This is a genomic window from Rhodanobacter sp. UC4452_H20 (assembly GCF_052978205.1).
Genome location: NZ_CM129662.1, coordinates 2,412,030 through 2,438,684 on the forward strand (window position 1 = coordinate 2,412,030; position 26,655 = coordinate 2,438,684).

Here is a 26,655-nt window from a genome sequence, read left to right on the forward strand (position 1 = left end):
GTTTCCTCAAGACTGGATCTGGCCGGCCATCTGCTGCAGCTGGATGACCACGAACTCGGCGGGCTTGAGCGGCGCGAAGCCGACCACGATGTTGACGATGCCGAGGTTGATGTCGTTCTGCGTGGTGGTTTCCTTGTCGCACTTCACGAAGTACGCGTCGTTCGGCGTCTTGCCCTGGAACGCGCCCTGGCGGAACAGGTTCTGCATGAAGGCGCCCACGTTGAGGCGGATCTGCGACCACAGCGGTTCGTCGTTCGGCTCGAACACCACCCACTGGGTGCCGCGATACAGGCTCTCCTCGATGAACAGTGCGGTGCGCCGCACCGGCACGTACTTCCACTCCGAGCCGCGTTCGTCGTTGCCCTGCAGGGTGCGTGCGCCCCACACCACGGTGCCGTAGACCGGGAAGTTGCGGATGCAGTTGATCGCCCGCGGATTGAGCACGCCGTTCTCGCCATCGGTGAGCACGGTGCCGACGCCGAGCGCGCCGGTCACGCTGGCCTCGCTGCCGGCGGGCGCCTTCCACACGCCGCGCGCTGCGTCGGTGCGCGCGTAGATGCCGGCCACGAAGCCGCTGGGCGGGAACGCGCGCGGCCGGTTTTGCTGCAGCGGATCGGCGGCGATGATCCACGGGTAGTAGAACGCGGCGTTGATCGCGTCGTCGCCGGTGATGTCGCCGGGGCCGTCCTTCTGCGTGTCGAAGGTGGTGCCATCGGCGCTGTCGGCGATCAGGAACGCGCGGCGATCGCGGCAGAATTTCTGCAAGGCGGAGATCGTGCCGGTACCGGTTTCGCCGGGCACGCACAGCAGGTTGAACAGGTCGACGCGATCGAGCTGGTACAGACCACCGGTGCCGGACAGCGGCAGCAGCGCGGTCTCGAACGCGGGGTCGTTCGGCGCCAGCACCGTGCCGTCGGCGCCGCCGGCCAGCTTCGCGCCGTCGGGAATGTTGCCGGCCGCGGTATCCGCGGGCGGATCGGTGGCTCCACCCTGCACCGCAGCCGTGACGTAGGCGGACTGCGCGGCCAGCACGCTGGTGACGAAGCGGGCGTCGTCGGCCTTCATCGACAGGTTGTCGAACGTCTCCACCGCCACGCCGGCAGGGTCGAGCTGCCAGTTCACCACGCTCAGGCGGAACCGGCTGGCGTCGAAGCTCGACTTCCGGATGACCACGGCGAAGTCGTTGGCCCAGAGACCTTCGCTGCTCGCGGCAAGCAGCAGCTTGCCGTCGAGGGTGACCTTGGCCGCCTTCGCGCTGGCGTCGACCAGGCGCACGATGTAAGCCTGCTGGCCGCCGTTGGCGAAGAACTGGTTGACCGCGTAGTCGAGCAGGCTGCGGCTGTCGATGCCGCCGAACTGGCGCGCGAAGTCGGCGTAGCCGAGCACCAGGGCGGCGCGCCCGGTCGGCCCGCGCGGCGCCCAGCCGGCGAACGCCGCGATCGACGTGGCCACCCCCGTGATGGTGCGCACGCCGCTGGGAATTTCCTCGATGTAGACGCCCGGATAGGTGAGCGCAGATGGCATGGGATCGGTCCTCCGAAAGTGAAAACCCCTGTGGCGATCAATGCGGCGGCGGTCGCCGGTGCTCGTTCAACGCGTACAACACCTCGCCATCGGGGAGCCGGTCGCGATGCAGCAGGCCCTCCGCCACCAGCGCCGACAGCACCTGCTCGATGCGCTGGCGGCTGTTCTCGTAGCGCTGCTGCGGCAACCACCAGTTGACGACGCCGCGCAAGGTGTCTGCCGCGCGCGGGTGATCCTGCAGATACGCCAGCACCGAATGGCGAATCTCGTCGTCATCGCTTGCCGGGGACCCGCTAGTCGAGGGCTTGGTCATGGCGACATCCCGCATCTGCGTCGACTCTGGCAACGAGTGTGCCAGTGGCCGCCGGCGTGAAAACGGCATGGCGCCGGGCCGCGGCCCCGCCGGCGGCGCTGCGACCGGGTCAGGACTGACCCGGCCCCGAGGCGCAGCGCGAACGATTGCACCCGGTTTGCCCGGTTGCTTCTCCCGCGCCGCTTGCCACGGGGCAGACGCGGCGCAGGCTTCGGACTGGTGCGGAGGGCGGGCACGGCGCGTTCAATGGGCTGTGCCGAAACCGGCGAAGTATTTCTTGAACGCGCCGATCTCCATCGCGAACACGCCATCGGTGGTCTTCAGCGTGATTGGCCGCCACCAGCTCACGTCGTACATCGAGATGGTGGCGTCCAGCACGCTGGCGGTGGCCTCGGCGTTGCCCCAGGGGTTGCGCAGCACGATCCAGCGCCGGCACCGGGCGTACGCCCAGCCGAGCACGGTGTAGCAGTGCGAGCCCACCACATGGGCGCTGGCGTAGTCGACATGGTCGGGCGCCGCATCGCCGGTCGAGTAAGTCCACGCCGTCATCGGATTGAAGGTGCGATACGACAGGCAGTTGGAGCGCAGCAGTTGCCACAGCTCGTCGGCGCTGTGGTCGGCGGTGTTGTAGTAGTGACGCGTGCCGCCGTTGAGTTGGGCGGTGGCCCACACGCAATCGCCCCAGGCGGTCTGGGTGATGTCGGGCATGTCGGTGGCGGTGCCGGTCTTGAGCTTGGCGTAGGCCTTCTCGTAGATGGCCGGCCAGCTCTCGCCGCTTTCGCTGGAGCGGCAGTAGATCGGGTAGCCGCCCGCGGTCAACGGCACCGCTTCGGTCACCTGGATCGCGCGGTCCAGGGTGCCACCGGAGTCGGGCTCGCAGAAACTGATCTGGTCGTTGAACTGCGCCTGGCTGGGGCCGGTGGCGCGGGTCTGGTGCGCCAGCCGGAACGGCGTGGCCCAGGCCACCGCCGACAGCGCCGCGATGTAATAGCAATTGGCCACGGCGCCCTGCACCGGATCGAAGAACTCGGCAGTCTCGTTGAAGAAGTCGCCCGATGCGGCCCAGTGCGCGCCCGGCGGCGTCCAGCCAGTGACGGCCAGTTGCTTGACGAGATGGGTGTCGACGGTGATCGCACGCACCACGTCGGCGGACAGCGCGTTGCCCAGCTGCAAGTCGCGCAGCGCCGGCGGCAATCGCAGCACCACTTGCAGTCGCGCGAAGCGCGACAGGTCGGCGCACAGGATCGGCCAATCCAGGATGGATTTCAGCGCGCCCGCCCTGGCCAGCGCGGCCAGCGTGGCGTACTGGTCGACGCTCTCCAGGCCACCGCCGGTGGCGTCGTTGCCTTCGCCGCGCGGTGGCAGGTCGAGCAGCGGCGAGCGCTGCGGCACCAGCTTGAGGTTCGCGTCCAGTGCCATGCCGATGTAGAGCGGGCCGCCGAACTTGGGATCGAACAGCTCCTCGTAGGGCGTGGCCAGCACCTGTTCCAGCACGCGGGGCACATCGGGAACCTCGCTCCACGGAATCGGCTGGCCGGCGACCAGCTCGGCCAGTGCGTAGGGGTTGATCACCGCGCAGTTCTGCCCTTGTCCCCCGCTGGCCGCGGCGGTGCGCGCACGGGCCGATGCCGACCGCGCAGGGGGTCGGCTGGATGCGGTTTTCGACTTGCTGGTTTTCGACGTTGCCATCTCGTTCTCCCCGGCCAGGTGGCGCGCCTTGCGCGGCCCGGAAGCCACGATCGCGACGCGGGGCCGGCTCGGCGGGATTCGTCACCTCCCCGCGGCGCCAGTCCATCGCTGGACTGGCAACAGGCATGCCATGGAACGGAGGACGAAAAATGGCGCGGCAGGTGGGCGCGAACGATTCCGCGGCTCGATGCCGGGGCAGTGCTGACCCGTTCCGCGCGCGCCATGGGTAACGGCGCACCCGCGGCCGCGGCGGCCTCGGAAATTCACTGGCGGGTGCGGAAAGCCTTGATGCCGATGCCGTGCTTGACCAGCAGCTTGCCGAGCTGGCGACGCTCGGTGCCGGACAGCCGCGCGGCGGCGCTGATGTTGCCGCTGGCACGTTGCATCAGCTGCACCAGGTAGTCGTGCTCGAACTGGTGGATCGCACGGGTCTTGGCCACGCGGAAGCCGAGCTCCGGTTCGTTAGCCCGCCGCCGCGGCTGCGGTCGCGGACCGATGAAGGCCGGATCTGCTGCGGCCAGCGCGGTCAGGCCGACGATGGCGTCGTCGCTGCACATGTAGGCACGCAGCGCGACGTTGTCCAGCTCGCGCACGTTGCCCGGCCAGGCATGTGCCTGCAGCGCCGCCATCGCCGGCTCGCTCCAGTGCTTGAAGGGGCCGTGCAGGCGAATCGCCACCGCGTGCAGGAAATGCTGCGCCAACAGGGCAACGTCTCCCTCGCGCTCGCGCAGCGGCGGCAACTGCAGGTACAGCGCATTGAGCCGGTACTGCAGATCCCGCCGGAAGCGGCCGGCTTCCACCTGCCGTGCCAGGCAGCTGTTGGTGGCGGCGATGATGCGCGCATCCGAAGTGCGCATGGCACCGCCGCCGACCGGGCGGTACTCGCTGTCCTGCAGGAAGCGCAGCAAGGTCACCTGGCCCTTGGCCGAGAGCGCATCGACCTCATCCAGGAACAGGGTGCCGCCGCGCGCATGGTCGACCAGGCCGGGCTGGGCCACCTTGGCGTCGGTGAAGGCGCCGCGGCCATGGCCGAACAGTTCGCTCTCGATCAGGCTGTCGGGGATGGCGCCGCAATTGACCGGCACGAAGGGAAAATCCCGGCGAGCGCTGGCGTAGTGGATTTCGCGCGCGGCGACTTCCTTGCCGGTGCCGGTTTCGCCCTCGATCAGCACCTGCACGTCGCAGGCGGCAAAGCGCTGCAACTGCGCGCGCACCGCGACGATTGCCTGGGATTGGCCGATCATGATCGGCATCATCAGCTCCCGAAGTCGACCTCAAGAAAACCCCGCCGCGCCGTGATCGGCGTGCCTAGGAATCCCCCTGGCTTCCTTCCCGTCCGGCCTGGCGCCGCCGGATCGGAGCAACGGTCGCAGTATGCGCAGCCGGCGGCTGTAGTTCAAGAACGCGTCTGCTGCCATCCGCGGGAGGCCAAGGATGTAGGCGGCGACCTACGATCACCTGATACACGATGCCCGCACGGGGGATGCGGCAACCCGTCACGGAATCCGATTCGGCGATCACCGGGGTGCTGGCGTATCCTTGCAGGTTGACCGCCGCGCGCTTCGCGCCCCGCTGCATGGCCGCGGCCACGACCTCCTGCAACCCGACGGCCGGCGCCCTGCGCCGCCGATCACCCGGACGAGAAACCCCCTGATGGTGGCCATGGCAACCGAGCACGTGATCGACGTGCAGCACTGGAACGACACGCTGTTCAGCTTCCGCACCACCCGCGACCCCGGCTTCCGCTTCGACAGCGGCCAGTTCGTGATGATCGGCCTGGAGGCGGAAACCCGCCCGCTGATGCGCGCCTATTCCATCGCCAGCGCCAGCTGGGAGGAACACCTGGAGTTCTTCTCGATCAAGGTCGCCGACGGCCCGCTGACCTCGCGCCTGCAGCACCTCAAGCCCGGCGACCCGCTGATCGTCACGCGCAAGCCCACCGGCACGCTGGTGCTCGGCGACCTCAAGCCCGGCCGCAACCTGTACCTGCTCGGCACCGGCACCGGCCTGGCACCGTTCCTCAGCATCATTCGCGACCCGCACACCTACGAGCGCTTCGACCGGATCGTGCTGGCCCACGGCGTGCGCCGCATCGACGATCTCGCCTACGCGCACTACCTGGAGCACGAGCTGCCGCAGCACGAATACCTGGGCGAGCTGGTACGCGAGAAGCTGATCTACTACCCCACCGTCACGCGCGAGCCGTTCCGCCACCACGGCCGCATCACCGATGCGATCGTCGACGGCGCGCTGAGCGCGGCCACCGGGCTGCCGCCGCTCAACCCGGAAACCGACCGCGTGATGCTGTGCGGCAGCCCGGCCATGCTCGACGACCTCAGCACCCTGCTCGACGGCCGCGGTTTCGAAGCTTCGCCGCGCACGCGCGAGCCGGGCGATTACGTGGTCGAACGCGCCTTCGTCGAGAAATAGCTGCGGGAGCGCACCCTGTGCGCAACCTGGTCGTCACGTAAAAGCAAGCATCGCGCACACGGTGCGTTCCTGCAGTTCGCCGATGACCGGCCACGGCCGCGAATGGTGCGAACGACGCGCGGTTGCATGCCATAGTGTCCCCACCCCCATGGCCGTGCGGCCGTGACTCCCGCGTGACCGCGCCAACGGAAGCCCGCCATGGAAATCGCCCTCTACATCCTCGCCGCCCTGCTGATGCTCGGCGGTCTGGCCGGCTCGGTGTTGCCGGTGCTGCCGGGCATTCCGATGGTGTTCGGCGGGATCTGGCTGGCGGCGGCGGTGGATGGCTACCGCCATCTCGGGCTGTGGTGGCTGCTGGCCATCGGCGCGATCGGCGCGGTCGGGGTGGTCGTCGATTTCGTCGCCAGCGCGCTGGGCGCCAAGCGCGTCGGCGCCAGCCGGCGCGCGTTGTGGGGCGCCGGCATCGGCACCGTGGTGGGCATGTTCTTCGGCATCCCCGGCCTGGTCCTGGGGCCGTTCGCGGGGGCGCTGCTGGGCGAGTTGTCCTCGGGCAACAGCGTGCTGCGCGCGACCCACGTGGGCGTGGGTACCTGGCTCGGGCTCCTGTTCGGCACGCTGCTCAAGCTGGTGCTGTCGTTCCTGATGGTCGGCCTGTTCGGCCTGGCCATGCTGCTGGGCTGAACACGCCTCTCAGCGCTGCGGGCCGGGGATCACGTACAGCAACACCGCAAGGAAATGCAGCACGCTGCCGGTCAGCACGAACAGGTGCCAGAGCGCGTGGTGGAACGGCAGCCGCCGCCACAGGTAGAACGGCACGCCCAGCGTATAGGCCAGCCCGCCGGCCACCAGCAGCGCGGTGCCGCCGGCCTGCAGGTGTTCGCTGAGCGGCTTGAACGCGACCATCCCGATCCAGCCCATGCCCACGTACAGCAGCACCGCCAGCTTGTGGTAGCGCTTGAGCAGGCCCAGCTCCAGCGCGCTGCCGGCCAGCGCCAGCGCCCATACCGCCGCGAACAGGCTCCAGCCCCATGTGGCCGGCAGGGCGATCAGGGTAAACGGCGTGTAGGTGCCGGCGATCAGCACGTAGATCGCGATGTGGTCGAGTGCGCGCAGGGTGGGCTTGGCACCCGCCGCGGGGATCGAGTGGTAGAGCGTGGAGGCGGTGTACAGCAGCACCAGCGATGCGCCGAACACCGCGCAGGCGACCACCGCCACTGCATTGCCGTGCAGCGCCGCGAACGCGACCAGGGTGGCCAGCCCGGCGATGCTGAGCACGATGCCCAGCCCGTGGATGATGCTGCTGGCCAGCTCATCGCCGAAGCTGTAGCTGGGAATGACTGCGCCGGACGTGGCGGACATCGGAAACCTCCGGTGGCGCGGGGTGCGCCGACACACCTTGATCGCGCACGTGCGCCCCTGCATGCCTTGGCACAGGGTCGCACGCGCGGTGTCGCTATTCGATGATGAACGCGCCGAACGCCACGCCGAGGTTCCAGCCCTCGCCCTTGCCGCTGAGCGCCAGCGAGACATTGCCCTTGGTCAGCACCTGCGCCGCCGCCGACTTCTCCGCGCCTGCGTGCGCCACCGCTTCGGCATAGTGGCCCAGCACGTCGCGCACGTTGCTGACGCCAGTGAACTTGCCGATGCCGTCGGTGATCTTCGTCTTGCCGAAGGTCAGCCCGCCGCCCTTGGCGCGCAGCTTCACCTGCAGGCTCTGGCCGTTGCTGCAACGGACCGTGCCGGTGCCCCTGGCAGTCTTGTAGAACACCGACCAGCCGGACAGCTGGAACGTCATCTTGCACGAGATGTCGCCCGCCCGCGCCGTCGATACCGACAGCATCGACGCCGCCGCCAGCAGACCCGCGGCCCACCAGATGTTCATGCGCATGTCTTGGCTCCCGTGGAATCGGCCCGTCGCCGCGGGACGATTGTCGCAGAGGTTGCGCCCGATGCCACCTGCGTCGTTCGCCGATCGCCGTACGCGAGGCCTGGCGGCAGATGGACGTCCAGCCGTCCACTTGCGCGCGTCGGCGCAACAGGCATAGGCTGCAGGCGCGACAGCACGATCCCCCGGCGCGAGCCGCGTGACTGCCGCTCCCGCCATGCAGCCAGGAGGTCGTCATGTCTTCCATCAGCCTGCCGCTTGCCCAAGCCCGCCCGGAACCCGCCCGCATCGCCGCGCTCAGTGCGGCCATCGCACTGAACCTTGCCGTGATCCTGATCGCCGCACGGCCGCTGCCGGTGTCGCTGCCGACCCTGCCCCGACTCGTCCCGCCGCCGGCGCTGGTGCGCCTGATATCGCCGTCCCCGCAGCCGCCGGCACCGCCGCCGGTGGAACTCAAGCCGCTGCCGCAGGCGCTGCCCACGCCGCAGGTGATGCCGCATCCGGCGGTGGCCCGTGTACCGTCGATGCCGGTCGCCGACGGCCAGCTCGCCGCGCCCGTGCAAGACGCGGCGCCGGCTGCGGCAACGGACAGCGGCACCCCGGCACCCGTCGCCGCGGTCGAAGCCAGCCTCGCCTACCTGGCCCACCCCATCACTTACCCGGCGCATGCCTTGCGCGGGCATCTGGAGGGTACGGTGGTGCTGCGCGTCCTGGTGGACGAGACCGGCAAGCCGCTCGAAGTCGGCGTGCTGCGCAGCAGCGGCCACGCGGAACTCGACCGCAGCGCCCGCGAGCAGGTCCTGGCGCACTGGCGCTTCCAGCCGGCCATCGTAAACGGGCACGCGACGCGCGCCTGGGCCAGCGTGCCGGTCACGTTCACCCTGCGCGGCTGACCGCGGCGGCCGGTTTTCACGATCTCTCTGAGCGTAGCCGCGCCGGATCGGTTGAGAGGAAAACGGAAAAACCTGCGATAACGGGCGTGGGTGGCACGCGCCGGATTTCCACGGACCACTCCGAGCCTGGCCGGATCGATTGGGGAGCCCGTCGCCCCGGCCGGCTTACGCCACTTTAACCGGGCGCATGATCCACTGGCGCCCCTTTATCCTGCTGGGAGGCCCGCATGGGCAGACCACGGCGAACCTTGAAGCTGTTGCGCGAGATCGCGCTGGAGCACGCAAGCGTGGCGCACCCGGACCTGGCTTCGATGGCACGCGAGCTGGGGCAGCTGGTGCACCGCGACAACGCGGCGATCGCTGCGCGGCTGGCGCGCCTGCCGCGGCGCGGGCAGGGCCTCGGTCGCTGGCAGCTGGCGCAGCGCAACCAGCCGCCGGTCAGCATGCTGGTGATGGCGTGGCCGGCAAACCATTGCACGCCGGTGCACGATCATGCCGGCCTGTGGGGGCTGGAGCTGGCCCTGGTCGGTGCGCTGGAAGTGCAGTCGTGGCGCCGCGACCCGGGCTCGGGCACCTTGCGCGCGCTGGGCCGCGACTGGCTCGGCCCCGGCGACGGCATCTGGTTCGAGGGCGACCCCAATCACGTGCACCGCTGCCGCAATCTGTCCCAGCACGAGACCGCGCTCACCCTGCACGTCTACGGCGGCGAACTGAACCACTATCAGGCATACGAGCAGACCGCACCCGCCGGGCCGTGGACCGCGCGGGCCACCGACTGCGCCGTGGCCGGGCACTGGCCGGCCTGACCGACGCCACGCCAGGGGAACAGGAAAACCGCATGTTTCGACGGGTCGCCATCATCGGCGGCGGCGCCGCGGCCGCCAGCCTGCTCAGTGAGCTGCTGGAGCGCGAGCCGCCGCAACCGCTGCAACTGGACTGGTTCACCGGTGCCGGCGAATCGGTGCGCGGCGTGGCCTACGGCACTGGCTCGGAGCGCCACCTGCTGAACGTGCGCGCCGCGTCGATGGGCATGTTCGCCGGCAAGCCGCAGGGCTTCCTGGATTTCGTGCAGCGCGACGACCCGGCGATCGGCGGCACCGATTTCCTGCCGCGCCGGCGCTACGGCGACTACCTGGAGGCCGAGGTGGCCCGCGCACTGCAGCAGGGCATGGCGCGCGGCCATCATCACGTCAACGTGGTGCCGTTCGAGGTCGATGCGCTGGTGCCCGAACGCGACGGCGTCACCGTGATCCACGGCGAACGCAGCCATCGCGCCGATGCCGCCGTGCTGGCGCTGGGTGCACTGCCGCCGCAGCCGCTGAAGGGCGTGAGCGCGGCCGCGCTGGACAGCGGTCGCTACATCGTCGACCCGTGGCCCTGGCTGGCGCAGCTCGACGCGGTGCCGCCACCGCGTACCGTGGCGGTGATCGGCCTGGGGCTCACCGCGGTCGACGTGTTGCTGGAACTCTCCGCGCGCTGGCCACACACCACCTTCGTCGCCACCTCGCGCCATGGCCTGCTGCCCGAGGCGCACCTGGCCCATGCCGGCACGCCTGCCGGCGACAGCGCCGAGCTGGTGGATGCCATGCGCGACGGACCGGAGATCCGCCGCTGGATGCACCTGTTGCGGGAGGCGATCGCGCCGCATGGCATCGAGTGGCGCACTGTCGTCGACAGTCTGCGCCCACACCTGCCGGACCTGTGGGGCGAGCTGCCGCCCGAGCAGCGCGCGCGCTTCATGCGGCATGCCCGCTGGGCGTGGGAACGTGCGCGCCACCGCATGCCGCCGCAGGTGCACGAGGCCATCGTCGCGCTCGAACAGCAAGGTCGCCTGCAGCGCCGACGCGGCCGCCTGCAGGCCGCTGAGCCAAGCGGTCAGGGCCTGCAGTTGCAGTTCCGGCACGCCGGGCACAGCGAGGTACAGCACGCCGACCTGGCGATCCAGACCACCGGGCTGGCCACCGACGTGCGGCACAGCCGTCATCGACTGGTGCGCCAGTTGCTCACCAATGCCCACGTCACCGGCGATCCGCTCGGCCTCGGCCTGGTGGCCAGCCGCGATGGCCGCCTGCATCATGACGGCCAGCCGTGGCCGCACCTGTTCGCCATCGGCAGCCTGCTGCGCGGCACCTTGTGGGAATCCACCGCGATGCCGGAAATCCGCCAGCAGGCCCGCAACCTGGCCGACCAGATCCTGGCCGGCTGAACCGGCGCGGCCGTCACCATGACTGCCAGCGTCCTCACCGCCTGCATCGTCGCACTGCATCTGCTCGGCGCGCTGTCGGCCTTGCACGCGATCCGCCACGCACGCACGCCGCAGGGTGCGATCGGCTGGATGCTGGGCCTGTTGCTGCTGCCGTACGTGACCTTGCTGCCCTATCTCTACCTGGGCTCCAGCCGGTTCTTCGGCTACCACGCCGGCCACGGCGCGCCGACATCGCAGCCGGTGACGGCGAACACGGAAGCCGCGACCGTCGAGCCGGCCTGCGCACGCTTCGCCGCGATCAGCGCGCTGCAGCGGCGGCCGTTCCGCAGCGGCCATCGCCTGCGCCTGCTGATCGACGGCGAAGGCACCTTCGCGGCGATGCTGGCCGCGATGGCAACGGCCGAGCATTGTCTGCTGGTGCAGTTTTTCGTGATCCACGACGACGCGCTGGGCCGGCGCCTGCAGCAGGTGCTGCTGCAGCGCGCGGCCGCCGGCGTGCAAGTGTGCGTGCTGTTCGACGGCGTCGGCAGCCATGCGCTGCCGCGCCGCTACGTGCAGGCGCTGCGCGAGGGCGGCGTGGCGATCCACCGCTTCGCCACGCATCGCCTGCGCAACCGCTTCCAGCTCAACTTCCGCAACCATCGCAAGATCGTGGTGGTCGACGGCGCACGCGGCTTCGTCGGCGGCCTCAACGCCGGCGATGAATACCTGGGCCGCAAGCCGCCGCTGTCGCCGTGGCGCGACACCATGCTGGAACTGTGCGGGCCGGCGGTGGCCGACCTGCAGCAGGTGTTCGCCGACGACTGGCAATGGATCACCGGGCAACTGCCGCCGCTGCTGGACGCACCGCAGGACGAAGGCCGCGCCAGCGCGCTGGTGGTCGCAGCCGGGCCCGCCGACCGCCTGGAAACCGGCTCGCTGTTCTTCACCGCGGCGATCCACGCCGCACGCCGGCGACTGTGGCTGAGCACGCCGTACTTCGTGCCCGACCACGCGGTGCGCGCGGCATTGCAGCTGGCGGTGCTGCGCGGGGTCGATGTGCGCGTGCTGATCCCGTCGCGACCGGATCACCACACCGTGTTCCTCGCCTCCACCCTGCACGCCTACCACGCGGTGCGCGCCGGCATCGGCATGTTCCGCTACCAGCCGGGCTTCCTGCACCAGAAGGCGCTGCTGATCGATGACGATGCCGCCGCGATCGGCAGCCTGAATCTGGACAGCCGCTCGTTCCGACTCAACTTCGAAGTCGGCGCGCTGGTCGTCGACGGGGCGTTCGCCGGCGAAGTCGAAGCGATGCTGCGCACGGACTTCAGTCGTGCCGTGGCGATCGACGAGCGCGAGTATCGCGACGCGTCGTATCTTCGCCGCGTCGCGATGCACGTGGCGCGGCTGTTCGATCCGTTGCTGTAGGAGCGGCTGCAGCGTCGCGCGACCGGAAAAAGAAGCCGGCACATCCTGTGCCGGCTTAGCCTCGGGGAAAGTCTCCGGGCCGGGTGGCCTGTCGCGGCAACCCGCGCTTGACGTGCATTTCGTACCGTGAGTGTCGGGAGCGCCTTTCCATGGGCTCCCGAGGAGTGTCCGACGCGCCGGGCCTGTCGATACCGCCAAGCCATGCTGCCGGCGCCACGCGCGGTCAGAAGTCGTAACTGACGCCAAGGCGCACGTAACGAGGCTGGGACTGGGATACTGCCATGCGGTAGGTGGTGTATTCGCCACCGGTCGCGCCGTAGAACGGGTCGGTCTGCGTGGTTACCCGATTGTTGAGCAAGTTGTAGACCATCACGTTGAAGCCCAGCTTCTTGTCGGCCCACAAGGGTCGGTATTCGGCGCTCAGGCTGACGGTGTACTGCCACGGGTTGTGGCCGGCGTCGCCCGGTCGCGACACCTTGCCGGCACACCAGTGGTAATAGGCGCCGTAGCCAAGTCCCGGGTTGGTCTCGTCCAGGCCGTACATGCCAAGACAACTGCGCGGCGCACCGGAAATGATGGCCAGGTTGCCGGACAACATCCACTCAGGCGTCAGCTGGTAGGAGCCATACGCCTTGATCTGATGGCGACGACTGTTGGAGAGTTCGCCGTTGGCGTACTCCATGACCTGCGCATAATCCCAGTCCACCGTGGCGGATACGTCCACCTGACCGATATCCGAACGCACCTGGCCCTCGCTGTTGCCGTAGCTGCGCGAGAACAGGTAGTCAACTTTGCCGAACCACTTGCCGTCAAACGGATGCTCGAGGAACAACTCCAGTCCGTAGTAATGATGACCAGGCTGCTGCCGCCGGCCGACGCAAACGCGTTGACATCATGGATGGCGGCGGCCGCCACGCTCATGCGCAGCGAAGCCGACGGATTGCGCTCCGGGCGACCGTAGTCGGTGTACAGGTGAGCCTTCGACGACGATTGCGGCGGGCGCCCGCTCGGCTTGAGTGGGCGGGCCTGCTGATGCCGTACCGTCGGCAACAAGCTGGTGGTGCGCAAGGCAGTCGCGGCGGGTGCCGGTGCCTTTTTCCGGGCCTTTGTCGGTGCCGCATAGCGCGGCAGACTGCATCCGGGCGTCAACAGCGACAGGCTGGCGCATCGCGGACGCGATTTGCGTGCGCAAGTATTCATGTTCCCCTCCAGCAAAGGCCCCCCGTGGCCTGGTTCATCACGCATTGGATGCGCATGGAGTGCGCTCCCGACGCACCGACGAACCGAGCGCCATGCTACGAGTCAACCATGCTGTCGCTCTAGGCGATCCTGGCCAGGACTGGCGCTGAAGTCGGCATGAAATTCTCCCGGACGGCGATGCGATGGCGCTGGCGTCGCGCACCGGCGCACGGAGGCGACTCCCGGATGACGAGTGCCATCGGCGCGTCGATCACTTGCAAATCGGGTGCAGCCGACGGCTTGAGTTCACCGCGCGAGAGCGAGGCTCGCCATCCGGAGAAAGACGGTCAACTCGCCATCACGTCCGTGCGTCGCTGCCGCCACGGCTGCGTCGATCCCCACCGCACGATGCGTACCCCACGCCGATGCCCAGCGACACGCCGAGCAACTCGCACAGCACGCGCAGGCCGAGGTGCTCCGGATCGTGCATGCCGGCCAGCACCGCTTGCAGCAGGGCGATCGACTGCAGGTTGGCGTAGTTGAGATAGAACATGTCCCACAGGTCGCCGCTGACGGTGAGCACGCAGGCCAGCAGGAACGCCCAGCCGATCTTGCGCGCAGCGCTCCAGCCGCGGCGTCGGCCCAGCCAGTGCAGCGCCAGGAACAGCAGTAGCCCGGCCGCTGCCGAGATCGCGCCGGCCTGCAGGCCGCCGACGATGCCACTGCCCATCCATGATTGGTCGTAATGCACTGCGCTGCCCCTTCGGGATGCCGCGCGCGTGTCCGCCTGCCGCGCGCGCACGCTAGACTGCCGCTCCACCTGTCCGGAGCAGTCTGCATGACTCACGCCGTTTCCGCCACGACGGCCCTGATCGTGGTCGACGTGCAGCCCGACTTCATGCCCGGCGGAGCGCTGGCCTGCCACGACGGCGACGCGATCATCGACGGCATCGACGCGCTGCTGCGCGCGCGCCGCTTTCGCCATGTGGTGGCCACGCAGGACTGGCATCCGCGCGGCCACGCGTCGTTCGCCAGCTCGCATCCGGGCCGTGCGCCGTTCGACGAGATCACCCTGCATGGCCAGCCGCAGACCCTGTGGCCGGATCACTGCGTGCAGGGCACGGCGGGCGCCGCGCTGCATCCGCAGGTGGACTGGTCGGCGCTGGACGCGGTGATCCGCAAGGGCAGCGACCCGGGCGTGGATTCCTACAGCGGCTTTCGCGAAAACCACGGCCCGCAAGGCACGCGCCCCGGCACCGGCCTGGCCGGCTGGCTGCGCGAGCGCGGCGTGGACGAGGTGGTGGTGTGCGGACTGGCGCGCGACGTGTGCGTGCTGTGGACCGCGCAGGACGCCGTGGCGCTGGGCTTTCGCGCGCGCATGCTGTGGGAGCTCACCCGCCCGGTCACCCCGGCCAGCGACGAAGCCACCCGCGCCGCGTTGCTCGCGCAGGACATCGACGCCCTGTAGGAGCGCCCTGTGCGCGATGCTCTTCCCACGGATTCGGGATTCGCAAGAGCATCGCGTGCGGAGCGCGCTGGCATGAAGTTCGCTCAGGCGTCGTTCTCGCCGCGGGCGCGCACCGCGATCGCGCCGTCGTCGTCCACGTCCACCGTCAGCGTGATCGGGCGGCAGCATACCTGGCAGTCCTCGATGTATTGCTGGCTGGGGATCGATGCGTCGAGCAGGATTTCGACGGGTTCGCCGCAGTACGGGCAGTCGATGGTGTGGGGCGTGAGCATGGCGTGTCTCCGCGGATGGCCGGGCCAGTGAAGCACGGCTCCGGGTGACGCGATCGTCAAGCGTGGCGCAACGACCACGCCTGCGGCAGGCCGATCCAGAACAGCGCGTCGCGCTTGCAGCGCGGGGCCAGCTTCAGCAACTCGTTGTCCTTGCTGACCAGCCAGCGCGCACCCGCCGCCTGTGCCAGTTCCAGGAATTTCTGATCGTCCGGATCCCCGCAGCGCGGAAGCGGCATCTCGGGCGACGCCGTGGCCTGATCGTCGGGCAGGCAGTGCACCAGGGCATCGAACGCGGCCTCGACGCCGGGCCGTGCTTCGGCGGTGAGCGGCACCTGCGGATAGTGCAGCACGCGCAGCCATTCGGCGCGGCAGTCGGCGCGCGTCACCGCCTGGATGCGGCCCTCGTGCATCGCCACGTGCAGCGCGGCGGACTGCGCATCGTGGAACAGGAAGATGTCCAGGCACACGTTGGTGTCGAGCACCACACGGGGCACATTCGGGAATGCGGCGATCATCGGCACATGATGCGGCAAGCGGGTCACGCGATGCACGTGATGCCTCCCCCGCGGCACGGACGAGCGGGCTCCGGCTGCGCATGCGGTCGCGGCGACGACCACCGCCGCGACCGCATGTTCCGTCCCGCCGACGCAGGGTTCAGTGCGTGCCGTGTCCGTGGTGATCGTGGGACCGGCCGCGCCCGTGGTGCTCGTCGTGGCCGCGTCCCCACGTCAACCTGACGCGCGTGCTGACGTAGACATCGCCCGGGTCGGCCGGCACCTGGGCGAAGTGCTTGCGGCCGAAGTACAAGCGGGTGCCGTCGCTGGACAGCGTGGCGCGGGTTTCCGCGCCGTCCGCCGTGTTGACCGCGGGATTCTCGATCCGGCCGCGCACCGTCCATGGCGAAGCGGTGTTCGGGCGCGTGGCGTACCAGATGTCCTGGTTGCGCGGATCGGCGCTGGCCCGGTTGCTGCTGAACACGATTTCCAGCCCGTCCCTGCGCACGTTGGGCATCAGGTCGGCGGCATCGGTACTCAGCTCGGCCACGCGCACGCCGGGCCCGAAGCTGCCGTCGGCACGCTGGCGGCTCATGTAGATGTCATGGCCCTTGCTGTCCGGATAACCATCGCTGGAGAAGTACAGGAAGGTACCCTGGGCGGTTTTCACTACCGACGGGCTGTATTCCGAACCCTTGGTGTTCGGGCCACCGTCCGCATAGCCGCCCAGATCCACCGGCGTCGCCCAGCCGTGCGCGGGATTCTCGCGGGTCAGAAAGATGTCGCCGGCCGGCGGGCTGCCGGGCGGCGGCGGCGGCATCGCCTTGCAGCCGGTGCAATCCTCGGCGTTCTGCCGCGAGCTGACGAACAGCAGCCACTTGCCGGGCAACGGCGTGGGACAGTAGTCGGCGGCCGTGGGCGAATTCGCCGGTGCGCCGAGGTTGGTGACGTGGTCCCAGCTGCGCATCGCGACATTCCACGTTGCGCGCCAGTTGTCCAGGCCGCCATTGCGGGTGGACATGAAGTACAGGTTGTCCCCGTCCGGCGACTCGATCGGACAGCCTTCGGCGGCCGCGGTGTTGATGCCGGGCGCAAGCTGCGCGTTGCTCCACGCGCCGTAGTGCTGCGCGTAGACATTGGCGGACAGGATGGCGGCGATGGCCAGTGCGCACTGTGGGTACTTGCGGTTCATGGGTCTCTCCTTGCATGGGTGTGGACGACCGCGGAGAAAACCCTTCGCCGCGGACTGGTTGCGCCATGGCGACGCGTCGCTCACCCTGTGCAGGCGCGGGCATCGCGACTGCACGCGAGCGTGCCGGCGAGGGCCGGCGCGCCCAGCTTCGGGGGTGTGGCGCGGCGGGTCTTGAGGCGGCCGCTCGGGAAAGACTGGACTTTGCTTGGATTCCTTGGGAAAACATTGGGGTCGCCCGCAGCACCGGTTTTCGTCCACTCTCGTGCGCTACCCGCCACAGGACGCCATGGACCCGTCAACGCCCGCCCCGCTCGCCTTCGACGACTGCACGATCGACTTCGCCGGCCGGCGTCTGTTGCGCGGGGGCATCGGGCAGCCGCTGGAACCGAAGGCCTTCGCCGTGCTGGCGCTGCTCGCCGGCACGCCCGGCCGGGTCTTCACCCGCGACGAGATACTCGACGCGGTCTGGGGCCACCGCCACGTCACCCCCGGGGTGCTGAACCGGCTGATGACCCTGCTGCGGCATGCGCTTGGCGAGGACGCGAAAGTGGCGCGCTACCTGCACACCGTGCATGGCGTGGGCTACCGCTTCGACCTTCCCGAAGCCACGCCCGACGCGCCGTCACGGGCCGTCCCGGTCCCCGCGTCGCAAGCGCCGACGATGCCGGTGCCGGTGCCGGTGCCGCCTGCCGCGTCACATCCTCCGGTGGCCCGGCGGCGCGCCGGCGACCGGCACGGCATGCCGCGCGCCATGTGGTGGCTGCTGCCACTGCTGGCGCTGCTCGCGGTGGCCGGCTGGCAGTGGTGGCCGCATGCGCCGAGCGCGCCGAAGCCGGCGCCGGAGCGCAGTATCGCGGTGCTGCCGCTGGTCAACGCGAGCAACGACAAGGGACAGCAGTTCTTTTCCGACGGCTTGTCGGAAAGCCTGATCAACTCCCTTTCCCGCTTCGGCGGGCTGAAGGTGATCGGTCGCGATTCCGCTTTCCAGTTCCGCGGCAGCAGGGACGACAGCCGCACCATCGGCCGCAAGCTGGGTGTGTCCTACCTGCTCAGCGGCAGCGTGCAGCACGTGGGCGACGTCGTGCGCATCAACGCCGCGCTGACCAGGGCCGTCGACGGCAGCACGCTGTGGGCCGAGCACTACGATCGCCCGTACCGGAACCTGTTTGCCCTGCAGGACGAAATCGCGTCCGCGGTCATCGGTGCGTTGCAGGTGAAGCTGCTGTCGCCCGGCGAATCCGTCAGGCATGACGACCGGCCGCCCAGCGGCAGCATCGAAGCCTACAACGCCTATCTGCAGGGCCTGAAGCATTGGCACGACGAGGATTTCCGCCGAGCATCCGAATACATGGCCAAGGCCGTGCAACTCGACCCCGGCTATGCGATGGCATGGGCACACCTGTCGGGATCGCTGAGCACCGTCGCCACGTTCTCGAACGAACCCGCCGAGGCCGCCCGCCAGCACATGAACGAGGCAAGGCGCGCAGCGGACCAGGCGCTGCAATTGGCGCCCGGGCTGGGGGCGGCCCACGCGGCCCGCGCCTACCTGATGGTCTACAGCTTCGACCATCGCGGCGCCCTGGCCGAATGCCGTCGCGCCGTGCAACTGGCGCCGGAGGACGGGACCGTCCTCAATGGCTGCGGTTATGTGTTTGCCCAGGTCGGAAAACTGCGCGAGGCAATCCGGTCGAGGCAGCATCTGCTTTCAATCGAACCGCTGTACATCATCAATTACCAGCAGTACGCGAAGCTGTTGCTGGCGTCCGGCCGGCTGGACGAAGCGGAGAAATACCTTGGCACCGCCGAAAGCCTGCCGCAGACGAACGCGCACTGGCGCTATTCATCCTTGTTCCTGCGCATGGCGGTTGCCCTGGCGCGTGGCGACGCGGTCAAGGCCATGGGCAGCGCGCTGCAAATGCCCGCGAAGTACCGCGACCCGTACACGGCGCTGGCGGCCCAGATCGGGCCGGATCGCGCCGCCGCGGACACCGCGCTGGCGAACGCCCTCGCCGGCAAGGCCGAGGCGAACGCCGATCCGCATCTGATCGCGCAGATCTACGCCTTGCGCGGCGATGCCGGCCACGCCGTGGAATGGTTGCAGCATGCTTCGGCCGCCGATCTGCTGTTCCTGCCGACCGATCCGTTCATCCTGAACCTGCGCGACGATCCGCGCTTCATCGCCTTCTGCGAAAGGATCGGCCTGCCGCCCCCGGGCGAAAGCGAAGCGTTGAGCATCGACCAGATCCGCGCCGCGAACGGCACGCGCAACCGCTGAGGCGCAGGAAGCGCCGGGATCGGCGGCAAACCCGGACCCAGCCGATACAATGCGGGCTTTCCGAGCGGAACCGACGACCATGGCCGAGCGCGCGTTCGACGACTACCTGGCCCGCTCCGGCGCCACCCTGGAAGGCTCGCGCTACGCGGCGTGGCTGGCGATCACGCCGCGCCGCCACGGCTTTCCGGTGTATTACGCGATCTGCGAGAACCGCAGCTTCCGCGACAAGGACGTGGCCGAAGCCGCCGCGGCGAAGGCGCTGGCCAACATGACGGGACTGGAGGCGGACGGCACGCCGATCTTTCCCGAGGACTACACCGGCTTCGACGATTAGGCGGGCCGGACCGGCTCGTGGCGATGGACGGCGGGCGGTGCCCGCCCTACGCCGCGGCAGCCAGCGCGCGCAGGCGTTCCACCGCGGCGGGGATGGCCGCGGGCGCATCCACCGTGAGCATGCGCGGCTCGTCGGCGGCCAGGCCGTTTTCCAGTTCGTGCGCCCAGGTCACGTGGTAGGGCATGTGCACGCCCCAGCCGCCCAAGCGCAATACCGGCTCGATGTCCGAGCGCAGCGAGTTGCCGACCATCGCGAACTGCGCCGGCTGCAGGTCGAACTCGCCGAGCACGCGGCGGTAGGCGGCGGCGTCCTTCTCCGAGACGATCTCGATGCGGCGAAACAGGTCGGCCAGGCCCGATTGCGCCACCTTCTTCTCCTGGTGGAACAGGTCGCCCTTGGTGATCAGCACCACCTCGTACTGCTGCGCCACCGCCTCGACCGCGGCGCGGATGCCCGGCAGCAGTTCCACCGGATGCTGCAGCACGGTCTTGCCCAGCTCGATCAAGGCGTGGATGTCGGCCGCGCCGATGCGCCCGTCCGAGACCGCAATGGCGGTTTCCACCATCGACAGCGCCATGCCCTTGGCGCCGTAGCCGAACAGCTTGAGGTTGCGCTGCTCGGTAGCCAGCATGCGCTCGTGCACATCGCGATCGGCCACGTCCACGTAGCGCGCCATGATCGCCGCGAACGCCTCGCCGGCCTGGCGGTAGTAGCCCTCGCTGTGCCACAGCGTGTCGTCGCCGTCGAAGCCGACCAGTTGCAGCATCAGGCGCCCACCCGTGCGCGTACCGCATCCATGTCGCGCACCGGACGGATCTCGATGGCGCCGGTTTGCGACCACGGGAACGACTGCGCGATGCGCACCGCCTCGTCCATGTCGGCCGCCTCGATCAGGTTGAAGCCGCCCAAGTATTCCTTGGTCTCCGCATACGGACCGTCGACCACGCTGGTGCGGCCGTCGCGCACGCGCACGGTGCGCGCGGTCCCCGGCGCTTCCAGCTGCTGCGAATCGAGCAACTGCCCCTGCGCGCGCAACGCGTCGGCCTTGCCGAAACAGCTTTTCATGCGGCTGTCGAACTCGCCCTCGGGCAGCGCGTCCAGCAGCTGGTCGTCGCAATAGATCATCACGAGATATTTCATGGCGTCCTCGGCGGGGAAGGCGGGGCGAAGAGGGATAATGCCGCAATGAACACCCGCGCCGATACCTTCAGCGAATTGTCCTGCCGGCCGATCGCCTTCGTGCGTTCGCCCTACGCGCAGCGCATCGACGCGCCGCACCAGCCCACCGTGGTGGCCGGCACCGAAAGCGGGGCCGCAGTCGACGCGGTGATCGCGTTCGTGGCGGATTTTCCGGCGGCGGCCTGGCGCGACCTGGCCGGCTTCGAGCGGATCTGGCTGCTGTTCGCGTTCCACCGCAGCGAGGGCTGGAAGGCCGAGGTGCGCCCGCCGCGCGGCGGCGGCAAGCGCAGCGTGCTGGCCACGCGCTCGCCACATCGGCCGAATGCGATCGGGCTGTCAGCAGTGGAGCTGGTGGCGGTGGAGGAAGGCGGGTTGCGCGTGCGCGGCGTCGACCTGCTGGACGGCACGCCGATCCTCGACATCAAGCCGTACGTGCCGTACGCGGATGCGTTTCCGGGTTCACGCGCGGGCTGGATCGACGCGATCGACGCGGCGCAGGGCCGGCATTCTGCGCCGGGGCCGCGCAAGCCGCGCAAGCGGCCGCGCGGCGAGGACGTCAGCGGCTCATGAGCAGCTGCCGCAGCAGGTGCTGCCGCCGCTGACGTGGATCTGCCGCGGCTCGGACACGCGGCTGGCCTCGTAACCGGCCTCCTGCAGGGCGGTGATGACCTGGCCGGAGGTCAACTGCGCCGCCACGTCGATCTGTCCCGCGACGGGATCGCCGGTGACCTGCGCGTTGGCGTCATGGGCACGCAGGATGGCGGCGATGGCGCCGGTATCACCGGCAAGATCCTTCACTTGAAACAGCATCGGTACGGTCTCCAGGGTTGAGAGGCGGCACATCCGCCGGGGGCGATGATGGCGCCCGGCACGGCCCGGCGCCCTGACCGGGATCAGGGCAATCCCAGCCGGTGAGACCTGCGCCCGGCAAACTGCCCGGGCCGGCGCGGCTCGCTCCGTCGCCGGCGCCCGATGCATTGGCAGTGGATCGGTTCAGACCTTGGCCGCGCCCGGCACTCCCGCCGGCGCGGCTTTTTTCAGGGCAGCGTCGCGGCCGCCGGCAGCCACGGCGACACGCGCGGGCGCGCCAGCGCGGCGAGCAGTGGCGGGTCGCGCCGGTAGACGTCGGGGCGGAAGCCGACCCGGCCGTCCTCGCGCAGGTCCACCGTCCAGTACGCCAGCAGCAGCGGCACCGGCCTGGGCAGCATCACGGTCTGCGTCTTCAGCGTGTCGATCGCGCGGTCGATGCCCGCGCGATTCCACTGCACCGGATCGTCCAGCAGCAGCTCGGCCAGTTCGCGCGGGCGCTCCACCCGGATGCAGCCGGAGCTGTACGTGCGCTGCTCGCTGGCGAACAGTTCCTGGTGCGGCGTGTCGTGCATGTACACCGCGTAGTCGTTGGGGAAGCGGATCACCAGCCGGCCCAGCGAATTGCCCGGGCCGGCGTCCTGGCGCAGCACGATGCCGCGCGGGTTGGCCCAGTTCACGCTGGCCGGCGACAGCTCGCGGCCCTGGCTGTCCAGCACGCGGATGCGGTTGGCGGCGAGGTAGCCCGGGTTCCTGCGCAGCTTCGGCAGGATGTCGTTCTTCAGGATGGTCGGCGGCACCGTCCAGGTCGGGTTGAGCGTGAGGTAGGTGATCTTCGACTTGAACACCGGCGTGCTGCGGTACGGCTTGCCTACCTGCACGCGCGAGCGCCATACCGGCTTGCCGTCCTTGTAGTAGACGACCTGGTAGCCGGCGATGTCGACCACCACGAACTCGCCCTGCAGCTGGTGCAGCAGCCAGCGCGCGCGCTCCAGGTTCGCGCGCAGCTGCTCGATGCGCGTGGTGACCGGCACGTTCAACGCGGCCAGGGTGGCCTTGCCCAGGTGGCCGTCCGCGACGAGGTAATGTTCGCGCTGGAATTGTTTCAGCGCAGCTTCCAGCGCCGGGGCGTACAGGTCATCCATGCCCTCGCCCACCGCAAAGCCGACCCGTTGCAGGCGCTCGCGCAGCGTCGGCACGCGCGGATCGTGGCTGCCCGGTTTCAGCGTGGGGCCGTCGGCGATCACGGGCCAGCCGCCCTGCGCCGCCACCCCGCGCAACTTCGCCAGCGCCGCACGCAGCTGGGCGTAGTACGGGTGCTGCGGCCGCGCCCGCGCGAACAGCTCGCCGATCGTGTCCTGCGCCAGCGCCTCGCGCACCGCCTGCAGGCCCCGCGCCTGATCGAGCTGGCGCGGGTCGAAGTTCCAGTGCGTGTCCAGCGTGGCCGGATCGACCTTGCCGCGATACAGGTGCAGCAACGCGGTGAAACAGGCGTCGGTGGCCAGCAGGTCGAACTGCGCGCGTTGCTGCGCCGTGGCCTGCGGGTCGTCCAGCACGTGGCGCCGACGTTGCAGTTCGTCCAGCGCGTAGTCCTGCGGGTCGAGGCCGTCGGCGGCCATGCCGCGCAGCGCGGCCAGCAACTGGTCGAGGTCGTCCGGTCGCGTCCATGCCGGCGCGAACCGGTTCTGCTCGTAGAACGCCGCCACCGCGGCGACCGGCGCCGCGGCCGTCGCGCCATCGGCCTGCGCGACGCGCCATTGCTCGATCCGTTCGCGGATCTGCTCGGCCACCGGGCCCGGCGGCGGGGCCACGGTTTGTTCCATGCCGACCGACTCGACTGCGGCCGGCTGTGCAGGCGCCGCGGCGACCGCCAGCCAGCCCAGCAAGGCGGCAGCGCAAACGGCGCGGGAAAAGCCGGACGACATGGAAAGTCCTGTGCGGGAGGATGCGACCAGTCATAGCACAACCGCCGGCCGGCGCAGGCGGGCGCGGCGACCGGTCGCACGGGACAGGTTCTTAACGATCGACTGCTAGCATCGACGCCTGTTCGCGCCCCAAGCCCAAGCCGTCCCGATGAGTCGACTGCGCCTCCTTGCCATCCTGCTGCTGCCGCTCTGTGGTACGGCGCACGCGACCGCGCCGACACTGCGCGACACGCTCAGCAAACTCGCGCCGCAGGCGAATCCGCAGGTGATCGCGCTGGCGCTGGCGGCCACCGACTGCGCCGCGGCGCAAGGCCAGCCGCCGCCCGCGCGACTGGCGGTGATCGACTATTCCCGGCCATCCACCGAGCCGCGGCTGTGGGTGTTCGACCTGGCCCGGCGCAAGCTGCTGTATCAGGAACTGGTGGCGCACGGGCGCAACACCGGCGAGAACCTGGCGAGCAGGTTCTCCAATGCGCCGGAAAGCCGGCAATCCAGCCTGGGCCTGTTCCGCACGCTGGACACCTATGCCGGCCGCAACGGCTACTCGCTGCGCCTGCAAGGGCTGGAGCCGGGTACCAACGACCGCGCACTGGCGCGCGCGCTGGTGATCCACGGTGCGGCCTACGTCAACCCGGCACTGGCCCGCGAGCAAGGCCGCATCGGCCGCAGCTACGGTTGCCCGGCCGTGCGCAGCGCGATCGCGCGACCGCTGATCGACGCGCTCAAGGGCGGCCAGTACGTGTTCTCCTATTATCCCGATGCCAGGTGGCTGGGCGCCTCGCCCTACCTCAAGTGCAGCGGCGGACTGGCGATGACGCCCGCGCTCAGCGCGCCTTGATCCATCCGCACGGTTGCCCTCCCCGCGGAGCGCGCGGCGGGCAACCTCTCACTCGCGAGTCTGCTGCAGGCTCGCGCCGCCCTCGTCCGACGTCACCGGCAGGCGCAGGATCAGCAGCCACAGCAGCACCACCAGCGCGGCCAGCAGCCACGGCAACCAGGCGTGCCCGCGGAACCACCAGATCGTGCCGGCCATCGACAGCGTGACCAGGCCCAGCGCCATCCAGCGCGCGCGCCGCGAAATGCTGCGCTCGCGCTCCCACCGCGCGATCGCCGGGCCCAACCGGGGCAGCGAGAGCAGCCAGCGATGCCAGCGCGGCGAGGCGCGCGACCAGCACGCGGCCGTCAGCAGCAGGAACGGCACGGTCGGCATCACCGGCAGCATCAGGCCGATCAGCCCCAGCAACAACGCCACGCCGCCGGCGATGAACAGCAGCCAGCGCACCAGACCGGTGTGGCGGGGATGTGCGGGGTGCGGGTCGTGTCCACCGCCCTGTTCCGCCGGCTGCCCGCGATCGGACGACTTCACGTTGCGCGCTTCGGCCGGCCTTCGCGGGCCTTGTACAGACGCCGGTCGGCTTCGCCCAGCGCGGCTTCCAGCGAGGCGTCCGGCACCACCGTGGTCGCGCCCATGGTGAAGCCGATCGGCGCAGCGGCGCGATCGGCATCGAGCCGGTCGACCACGCCTTGCGTCAGCTCCTCGCCGGCTCCGCGCAGCAACACCAGGAACTCGTCGCCGCCGAGGCGGATCACTGCATCCTGCGGCCGCACATGGTTGCGCAGGAACGTCGCCATGGCCACCAGCACCTCATCGCCGCGCGCGTGGCCATGGGTGTCGTTGACCTGCTTGAAATGGTCCAGGTCGAACACGATGCAGCCCCAACCCGCGGCCGGCCCGGCCGTCAGCTCGGCCAGATAGCGGCGATTGAAGCAGCCGGTCAGTGCGTCGTGGATCGACCACTCGCGCAACTGGCTCTCCTGGCGGAAGCGCTCGGTGACGTCCAGCGCATGGCCCAGCACGTAGGGATCGTCGCCCTCGACATCGTCGTCGAGCACGTTGTGGTATTGCCACACGTGTTCGCTGCCATCCTTGGCGATCACCTGCAGCATGCCCGTGTCGCTGTCCTTGCGCATGATGCGCAGCAGATATTCGGCGAACCGCGGGCGCTGTTCGGCGCGCATGAAATCGGTCAGCGGGCGGCCGATCATCTCGCCCACCGAATAGCCCAGCGACTTGGCCGCCGCCGGGTTCACCGACAGCAGCACGCCCTCGTGGTCGTGCGTGCAGATCAGGCCGGGGCTGTACTGGAACAGCTTGCGGTAGCGGCGGTCGCTGGCCTCCAACGCCGCGATCGCGCGCCGCTGCAGGGTGATGTCCTGGAAAGCGCCGGCCAGCCGCAGCGGGGTGCCATCCTCGGCGCGTTCCACGATGCCGACCGCGCGCACCCAGATCCTCCGGCCAGTGGCGGTGGTCAGTGGCAGTTGCAGATCCCATCCCTCGCCGGTGTCGATGCTCTTGCGCACGGCCGCGTCGATCACCGGCCGCGCCCCCGCATCGTAGAAGCTCACCGCTTCTTCCAGGCTCGGGTGGAAACCCGGCGGCACGTCGTGCAGGCGGCAGGTCTGGTCCGACCAGGTGATCGCCTTGGTGGCCAGGTCCAGCTCCCAGCCGCCGGCACCGAGCAGGCATCCGGTGCGTTCGAGCAGCGCTGCGTGGGTGCGCCGCTTCGGTTCCGTCTCGCGGGCCGACTCCGGCGGCTGCCGCAGCGACGGTGCCGTGCCGACCGGCGCGGGCTTGTTCCGGTGCGCGACCGGCCGCGTTTCCAGCACCTGTGCCACCGCGCGGGCCAGTTGCCGCAGCGTCTCGTGTTGCCGCTCGTCGAGTGTACCCGGCACGCGATCGAGCACGCACAACGCGCCCGCCTTCGCGCTCTCGCCCCGTCTGATCGGCACGGCGACGAAGCAACGGATGCCCGCCGCGCCGGCAACCAGAGGATCGTCGGCGCAGCGCGGATCGAGCCGTGCGTCGGGAATCGCCAGCACGCCGGAACTCGCCTTGGCCAGCACCCGCAGCACGCTCGGCTCGTCGATATCCGCCGCCGGCCCATGCACGGCGAGCCCGCGGCCGTCGGCATCGACCAGCACGATCAGCGCAAGCGCCCGCCCGCTCGCCGCCGCGGCGCTGCGCACGAGTGCATCGAACAGCGGCTCGGCGCGAGTATCCAGCGCACCCATGGCGCGCAGCGTCGCCAGGCGCAGCGTTTCGTCAGCGTGGTGGGAGGCAGCGGACATACGGGGCGGCAATCGGCTCGCGGGTCGGCACATCGTGTGGCCACCGTAGCA

At 69.7% G+C, this 26,655-nt stretch carries 28 protein-coding genes; 11 read left to right on the forward strand and 17 right to left on the reverse strand.

Annotation, left to right across the window (positions count from 1 at the left end; translation table 11 throughout):
- Positions 1-6: 6 nt before the first annotated feature.
- From ACVCMC_RS11400 to ACVCMC_RS11415, 4 genes are all read right to left on the reverse strand, one after another.
- Entirely contained in the window at positions 7-1,524 is a 1,518-nt protein-coding gene (locus tag ACVCMC_RS11400; protein WP_447097375.1) for a phage tail sheath family protein, read from the reverse strand.
- Positions 1,525-1,561: 37 nt separating this feature from the next.
- Positions 1,562-1,837: a hypothetical protein gene (locus tag ACVCMC_RS11405; protein ID WP_395116168.1), complete on the reverse strand. Its 276-nt coding sequence runs from the start codon at positions 1,835-1,837 to the stop codon at positions 1,562-1,564.
- 243 nt (positions 1,838-2,080) lie between these two features.
- Positions 2,081-3,526, reverse strand: coding sequence for a C2 family cysteine protease (locus ACVCMC_RS11410; RefSeq protein WP_447097376.1), 1,446 nt, complete (start codon positions 3,524-3,526; stop codon positions 2,081-2,083).
- A 263-nt stretch (positions 3,527-3,789) separates the two neighbouring features.
- Complete coding sequence (locus tag ACVCMC_RS11415; protein ID WP_395116164.1) at positions 3,790-4,770, reverse strand: sigma 54-interacting transcriptional regulator; 981 nt, start codon at positions 4,768-4,770, stop codon at positions 3,790-3,792.
- A gap of 409 nt (positions 4,771-5,179) precedes the next feature.
- Between ACVCMC_RS11415 and ACVCMC_RS11420 the strand changes: the two genes are divergently transcribed.
- Both ACVCMC_RS11420 and ACVCMC_RS11425 read left to right on the forward strand, forming a co-directional pair.
- Positions 5,180-5,956, forward strand: a complete 777-nt coding sequence (locus tag ACVCMC_RS11420) for a ferredoxin--NADP reductase (protein ID WP_447097377.1) — start codon at positions 5,180-5,182, stop codon at positions 5,954-5,956.
- 198 nt (positions 5,957-6,154) lie between these two features.
- Positions 6,155-6,637 carry a DUF456 domain-containing protein gene (locus ACVCMC_RS11425; protein ID WP_447097378.1) on the forward strand — a complete coding sequence of 161 codons (483 nt, stop codon included), beginning with the start codon at positions 6,155-6,157 and terminating at the stop codon, positions 6,635-6,637.
- 9 nt (positions 6,638-6,646) lie between these two features.
- On the opposite strand, the gene trhA is transcribed toward ACVCMC_RS11425, so the two are convergent.
- Positions 6,647-7,315 carry a PAQR family membrane homeostasis protein TrhA gene (gene trhA / locus ACVCMC_RS11430; protein ID WP_447097379.1) on the reverse strand — a complete coding sequence of 223 codons (669 nt, stop codon included), beginning with the start codon at positions 7,313-7,315 and terminating at the stop codon, positions 6,647-6,649.
- 94 nt (positions 7,316-7,409) lie between these two features.
- Entirely contained in the window at positions 7,410-7,838 is a 429-nt protein-coding gene (locus ACVCMC_RS11435) for a hypothetical protein (RefSeq protein WP_447099492.1), read from the reverse strand.
- Between the two features lie 239 nt (positions 7,839-8,077).
- Between ACVCMC_RS11435 and ACVCMC_RS11440 the strand changes: the two genes are divergently transcribed.
- The 4 genes from ACVCMC_RS11440 (at position 8,078) to cls (ending at position 12,350) form a co-directional block, all read left to right on the forward strand.
- Positions 8,078-8,734, forward strand: coding sequence for an energy transducer TonB (locus tag ACVCMC_RS11440; RefSeq protein WP_447097380.1), 657 nt, complete (start codon positions 8,078-8,080; stop codon positions 8,732-8,734).
- Between the two features lie 227 nt (positions 8,735-8,961).
- Entirely contained in the window at positions 8,962-9,540 is a 579-nt protein-coding gene (locus ACVCMC_RS11445; RefSeq protein WP_395116154.1) for a cysteine dioxygenase, read from the forward strand.
- A gap of 32 nt (positions 9,541-9,572) precedes the next feature.
- On the forward strand, positions 9,573-10,940 hold the full coding sequence (locus ACVCMC_RS11450) for an FAD/NAD(P)-binding protein (protein WP_447097381.1): 1,368 nt from the start codon (positions 9,573-9,575) through the stop codon (positions 10,938-10,940).
- 18 nt (positions 10,941-10,958) lie between these two features.
- Positions 10,959-12,350 (forward strand): cardiolipin synthase, encoded by a 1,392-nt coding sequence (gene cls, locus ACVCMC_RS11455; RefSeq protein WP_447097382.1) that lies wholly within the window; start codon positions 10,959-10,961, stop codon positions 12,348-12,350.
- 223 nt (positions 12,351-12,573) lie between these two features.
- Here cls and ACVCMC_RS11460 read toward each other — a convergent pair whose 3' ends face one another.
- The gene (locus ACVCMC_RS11460) at positions 12,574-13,182 is read right to left on the reverse strand and encodes a hypothetical protein (protein WP_447097383.1); all 609 of its coding nucleotides are present in this window, start codon (positions 13,180-13,182) and stop codon (positions 12,574-12,576) included.
- A gap of 705 nt (positions 13,183-13,887) precedes the next feature.
- A complete protein-coding gene (locus ACVCMC_RS11465) occupies positions 13,888-14,259 on the reverse strand; it encodes a hypothetical protein (RefSeq protein WP_395116120.1) in 372 nt (123 codons plus the stop codon).
- 108 nt (positions 14,260-14,367) lie between these two features.
- Here ACVCMC_RS11465 and pncA point away from each other — a divergent pair, with 108 nt between their 5' ends.
- A complete protein-coding gene (gene pncA / locus ACVCMC_RS11470) occupies positions 14,368-14,997 on the forward strand; it encodes a bifunctional nicotinamidase/pyrazinamidase (RefSeq protein ID WP_395116118.1) in 630 nt (209 codons plus the stop codon).
- An 83-nt stretch (positions 14,998-15,080) separates the two neighbouring features.
- Here the strand turns inward: pncA and ACVCMC_RS11475 are convergent, their stop codons facing one another.
- From ACVCMC_RS11475 to ACVCMC_RS11485, 3 genes are all read right to left on the reverse strand, one after another.
- Positions 15,081-15,269, reverse strand: a complete 189-nt coding sequence (locus tag ACVCMC_RS11475; RefSeq protein WP_395116116.1) for a CPXCG motif-containing cysteine-rich protein — start codon at positions 15,267-15,269, stop codon at positions 15,081-15,083.
- 56 nt (positions 15,270-15,325) lie between these two features.
- On the reverse strand, positions 15,326-15,784 hold the full coding sequence (locus tag ACVCMC_RS11480; protein WP_395121324.1) for a putative toxin-antitoxin system toxin component, PIN family: 459 nt from the start codon (positions 15,782-15,784) through the stop codon (positions 15,326-15,328).
- A gap of 139 nt (positions 15,785-15,923) precedes the next feature.
- Positions 15,924-16,955, reverse strand: a complete 1,032-nt coding sequence (locus ACVCMC_RS11485; RefSeq protein ID WP_447097384.1) for a hypothetical protein — start codon at positions 16,953-16,955, stop codon at positions 15,924-15,926.
- 286 nt (positions 16,956-17,241) lie between these two features.
- On the opposite strand from ACVCMC_RS11485, the gene ACVCMC_RS11490 reads away from it, so the two are divergent.
- On the forward strand, positions 17,242-19,230 hold the full coding sequence (locus ACVCMC_RS11490) for a winged helix-turn-helix domain-containing tetratricopeptide repeat protein (RefSeq protein WP_447097385.1): 1,989 nt from the start codon (positions 17,242-17,244) through the stop codon (positions 19,228-19,230).
- Between the two features lie 79 nt (positions 19,231-19,309).
- A complete protein-coding gene (locus ACVCMC_RS11495) occupies positions 19,310-19,564 on the forward strand; it encodes a hypothetical protein (protein ID WP_447097386.1) in 255 nt (84 codons plus the stop codon).
- A gap of 46 nt (positions 19,565-19,610) precedes the next feature.
- Here ACVCMC_RS11495 and ACVCMC_RS11500 read toward each other — a convergent pair whose 3' ends face one another.
- Together ACVCMC_RS11500 and ACVCMC_RS11505 are read right to left on the reverse strand one after the other, a co-directional pair.
- Positions 19,611-20,330, reverse strand: coding sequence for an HAD family hydrolase (locus ACVCMC_RS11500; protein ID WP_447097387.1), 720 nt, complete (start codon positions 20,328-20,330; stop codon positions 19,611-19,613).
- Positions 20,330-20,704: a YciI family protein gene (locus ACVCMC_RS11505; protein ID WP_395116106.1), complete on the reverse strand. Its 375-nt coding sequence runs from the start codon at positions 20,702-20,704 to the stop codon at positions 20,330-20,332. The genes ACVCMC_RS11500 and ACVCMC_RS11505 overlap by 1 nt, the downstream gene beginning before the upstream one ends.
- A gap of 45 nt (positions 20,705-20,749) precedes the next feature.
- Between ACVCMC_RS11505 and tsaA the strand changes: the two genes are divergently transcribed.
- On the forward strand, positions 20,750-21,313 hold the full coding sequence (gene tsaA, locus ACVCMC_RS11510) for a tRNA (N6-threonylcarbamoyladenosine(37)-N6)-methyltransferase TrmO (protein ID WP_447097388.1): 564 nt from the start codon (positions 20,750-20,752) through the stop codon (positions 21,311-21,313).
- Here tsaA and ACVCMC_RS11515 read toward each other — a convergent pair.
- Complete coding sequence (locus tag ACVCMC_RS11515) at positions 21,308-21,553, reverse strand: hypothetical protein (protein WP_395116102.1); 246 nt, start codon at positions 21,551-21,553, stop codon at positions 21,308-21,310. The two genes, tsaA and ACVCMC_RS11515, sit on opposite strands and share 6 nt — an antisense overlap.
- Positions 21,554-21,780: 227 nt before the next feature.
- Complete coding sequence (locus tag ACVCMC_RS11520; protein WP_447097389.1) at positions 21,781-23,475, reverse strand: L,D-transpeptidase family protein; 1,695 nt, start codon at positions 23,473-23,475, stop codon at positions 21,781-21,783.
- Positions 23,476-23,623: 148 nt separating this feature from the next.
- On the opposite strand from ACVCMC_RS11520, the gene ACVCMC_RS11525 reads away from it, so the two are divergent.
- A complete protein-coding gene (locus ACVCMC_RS11525) occupies positions 23,624-24,313 on the forward strand; it encodes a murein L,D-transpeptidase catalytic domain family protein (RefSeq protein WP_447097390.1) in 690 nt (229 codons plus the stop codon).
- 48 nt (positions 24,314-24,361) lie between these two features.
- Here the strand turns inward: ACVCMC_RS11525 and ACVCMC_RS11530 are convergent, their stop codons facing one another.
- Both ACVCMC_RS11530 and ACVCMC_RS11535 read right to left on the reverse strand, forming a co-directional pair.
- Positions 24,362-24,841, reverse strand: coding sequence for a YbaN family protein (locus ACVCMC_RS11530; protein WP_447097391.1), 480 nt, complete (start codon positions 24,839-24,841; stop codon positions 24,362-24,364).
- On the reverse strand, positions 24,838-26,604 hold the full coding sequence (locus ACVCMC_RS11535) for a sensor domain-containing diguanylate cyclase (RefSeq protein ID WP_447097392.1): 1,767 nt from the start codon (positions 26,602-26,604) through the stop codon (positions 24,838-24,840). Before ACVCMC_RS11535 ends, ACVCMC_RS11530 begins: the two co-directional genes overlap by 4 nt.
- Positions 26,605-26,655 lie beyond the last annotated feature (51 nt).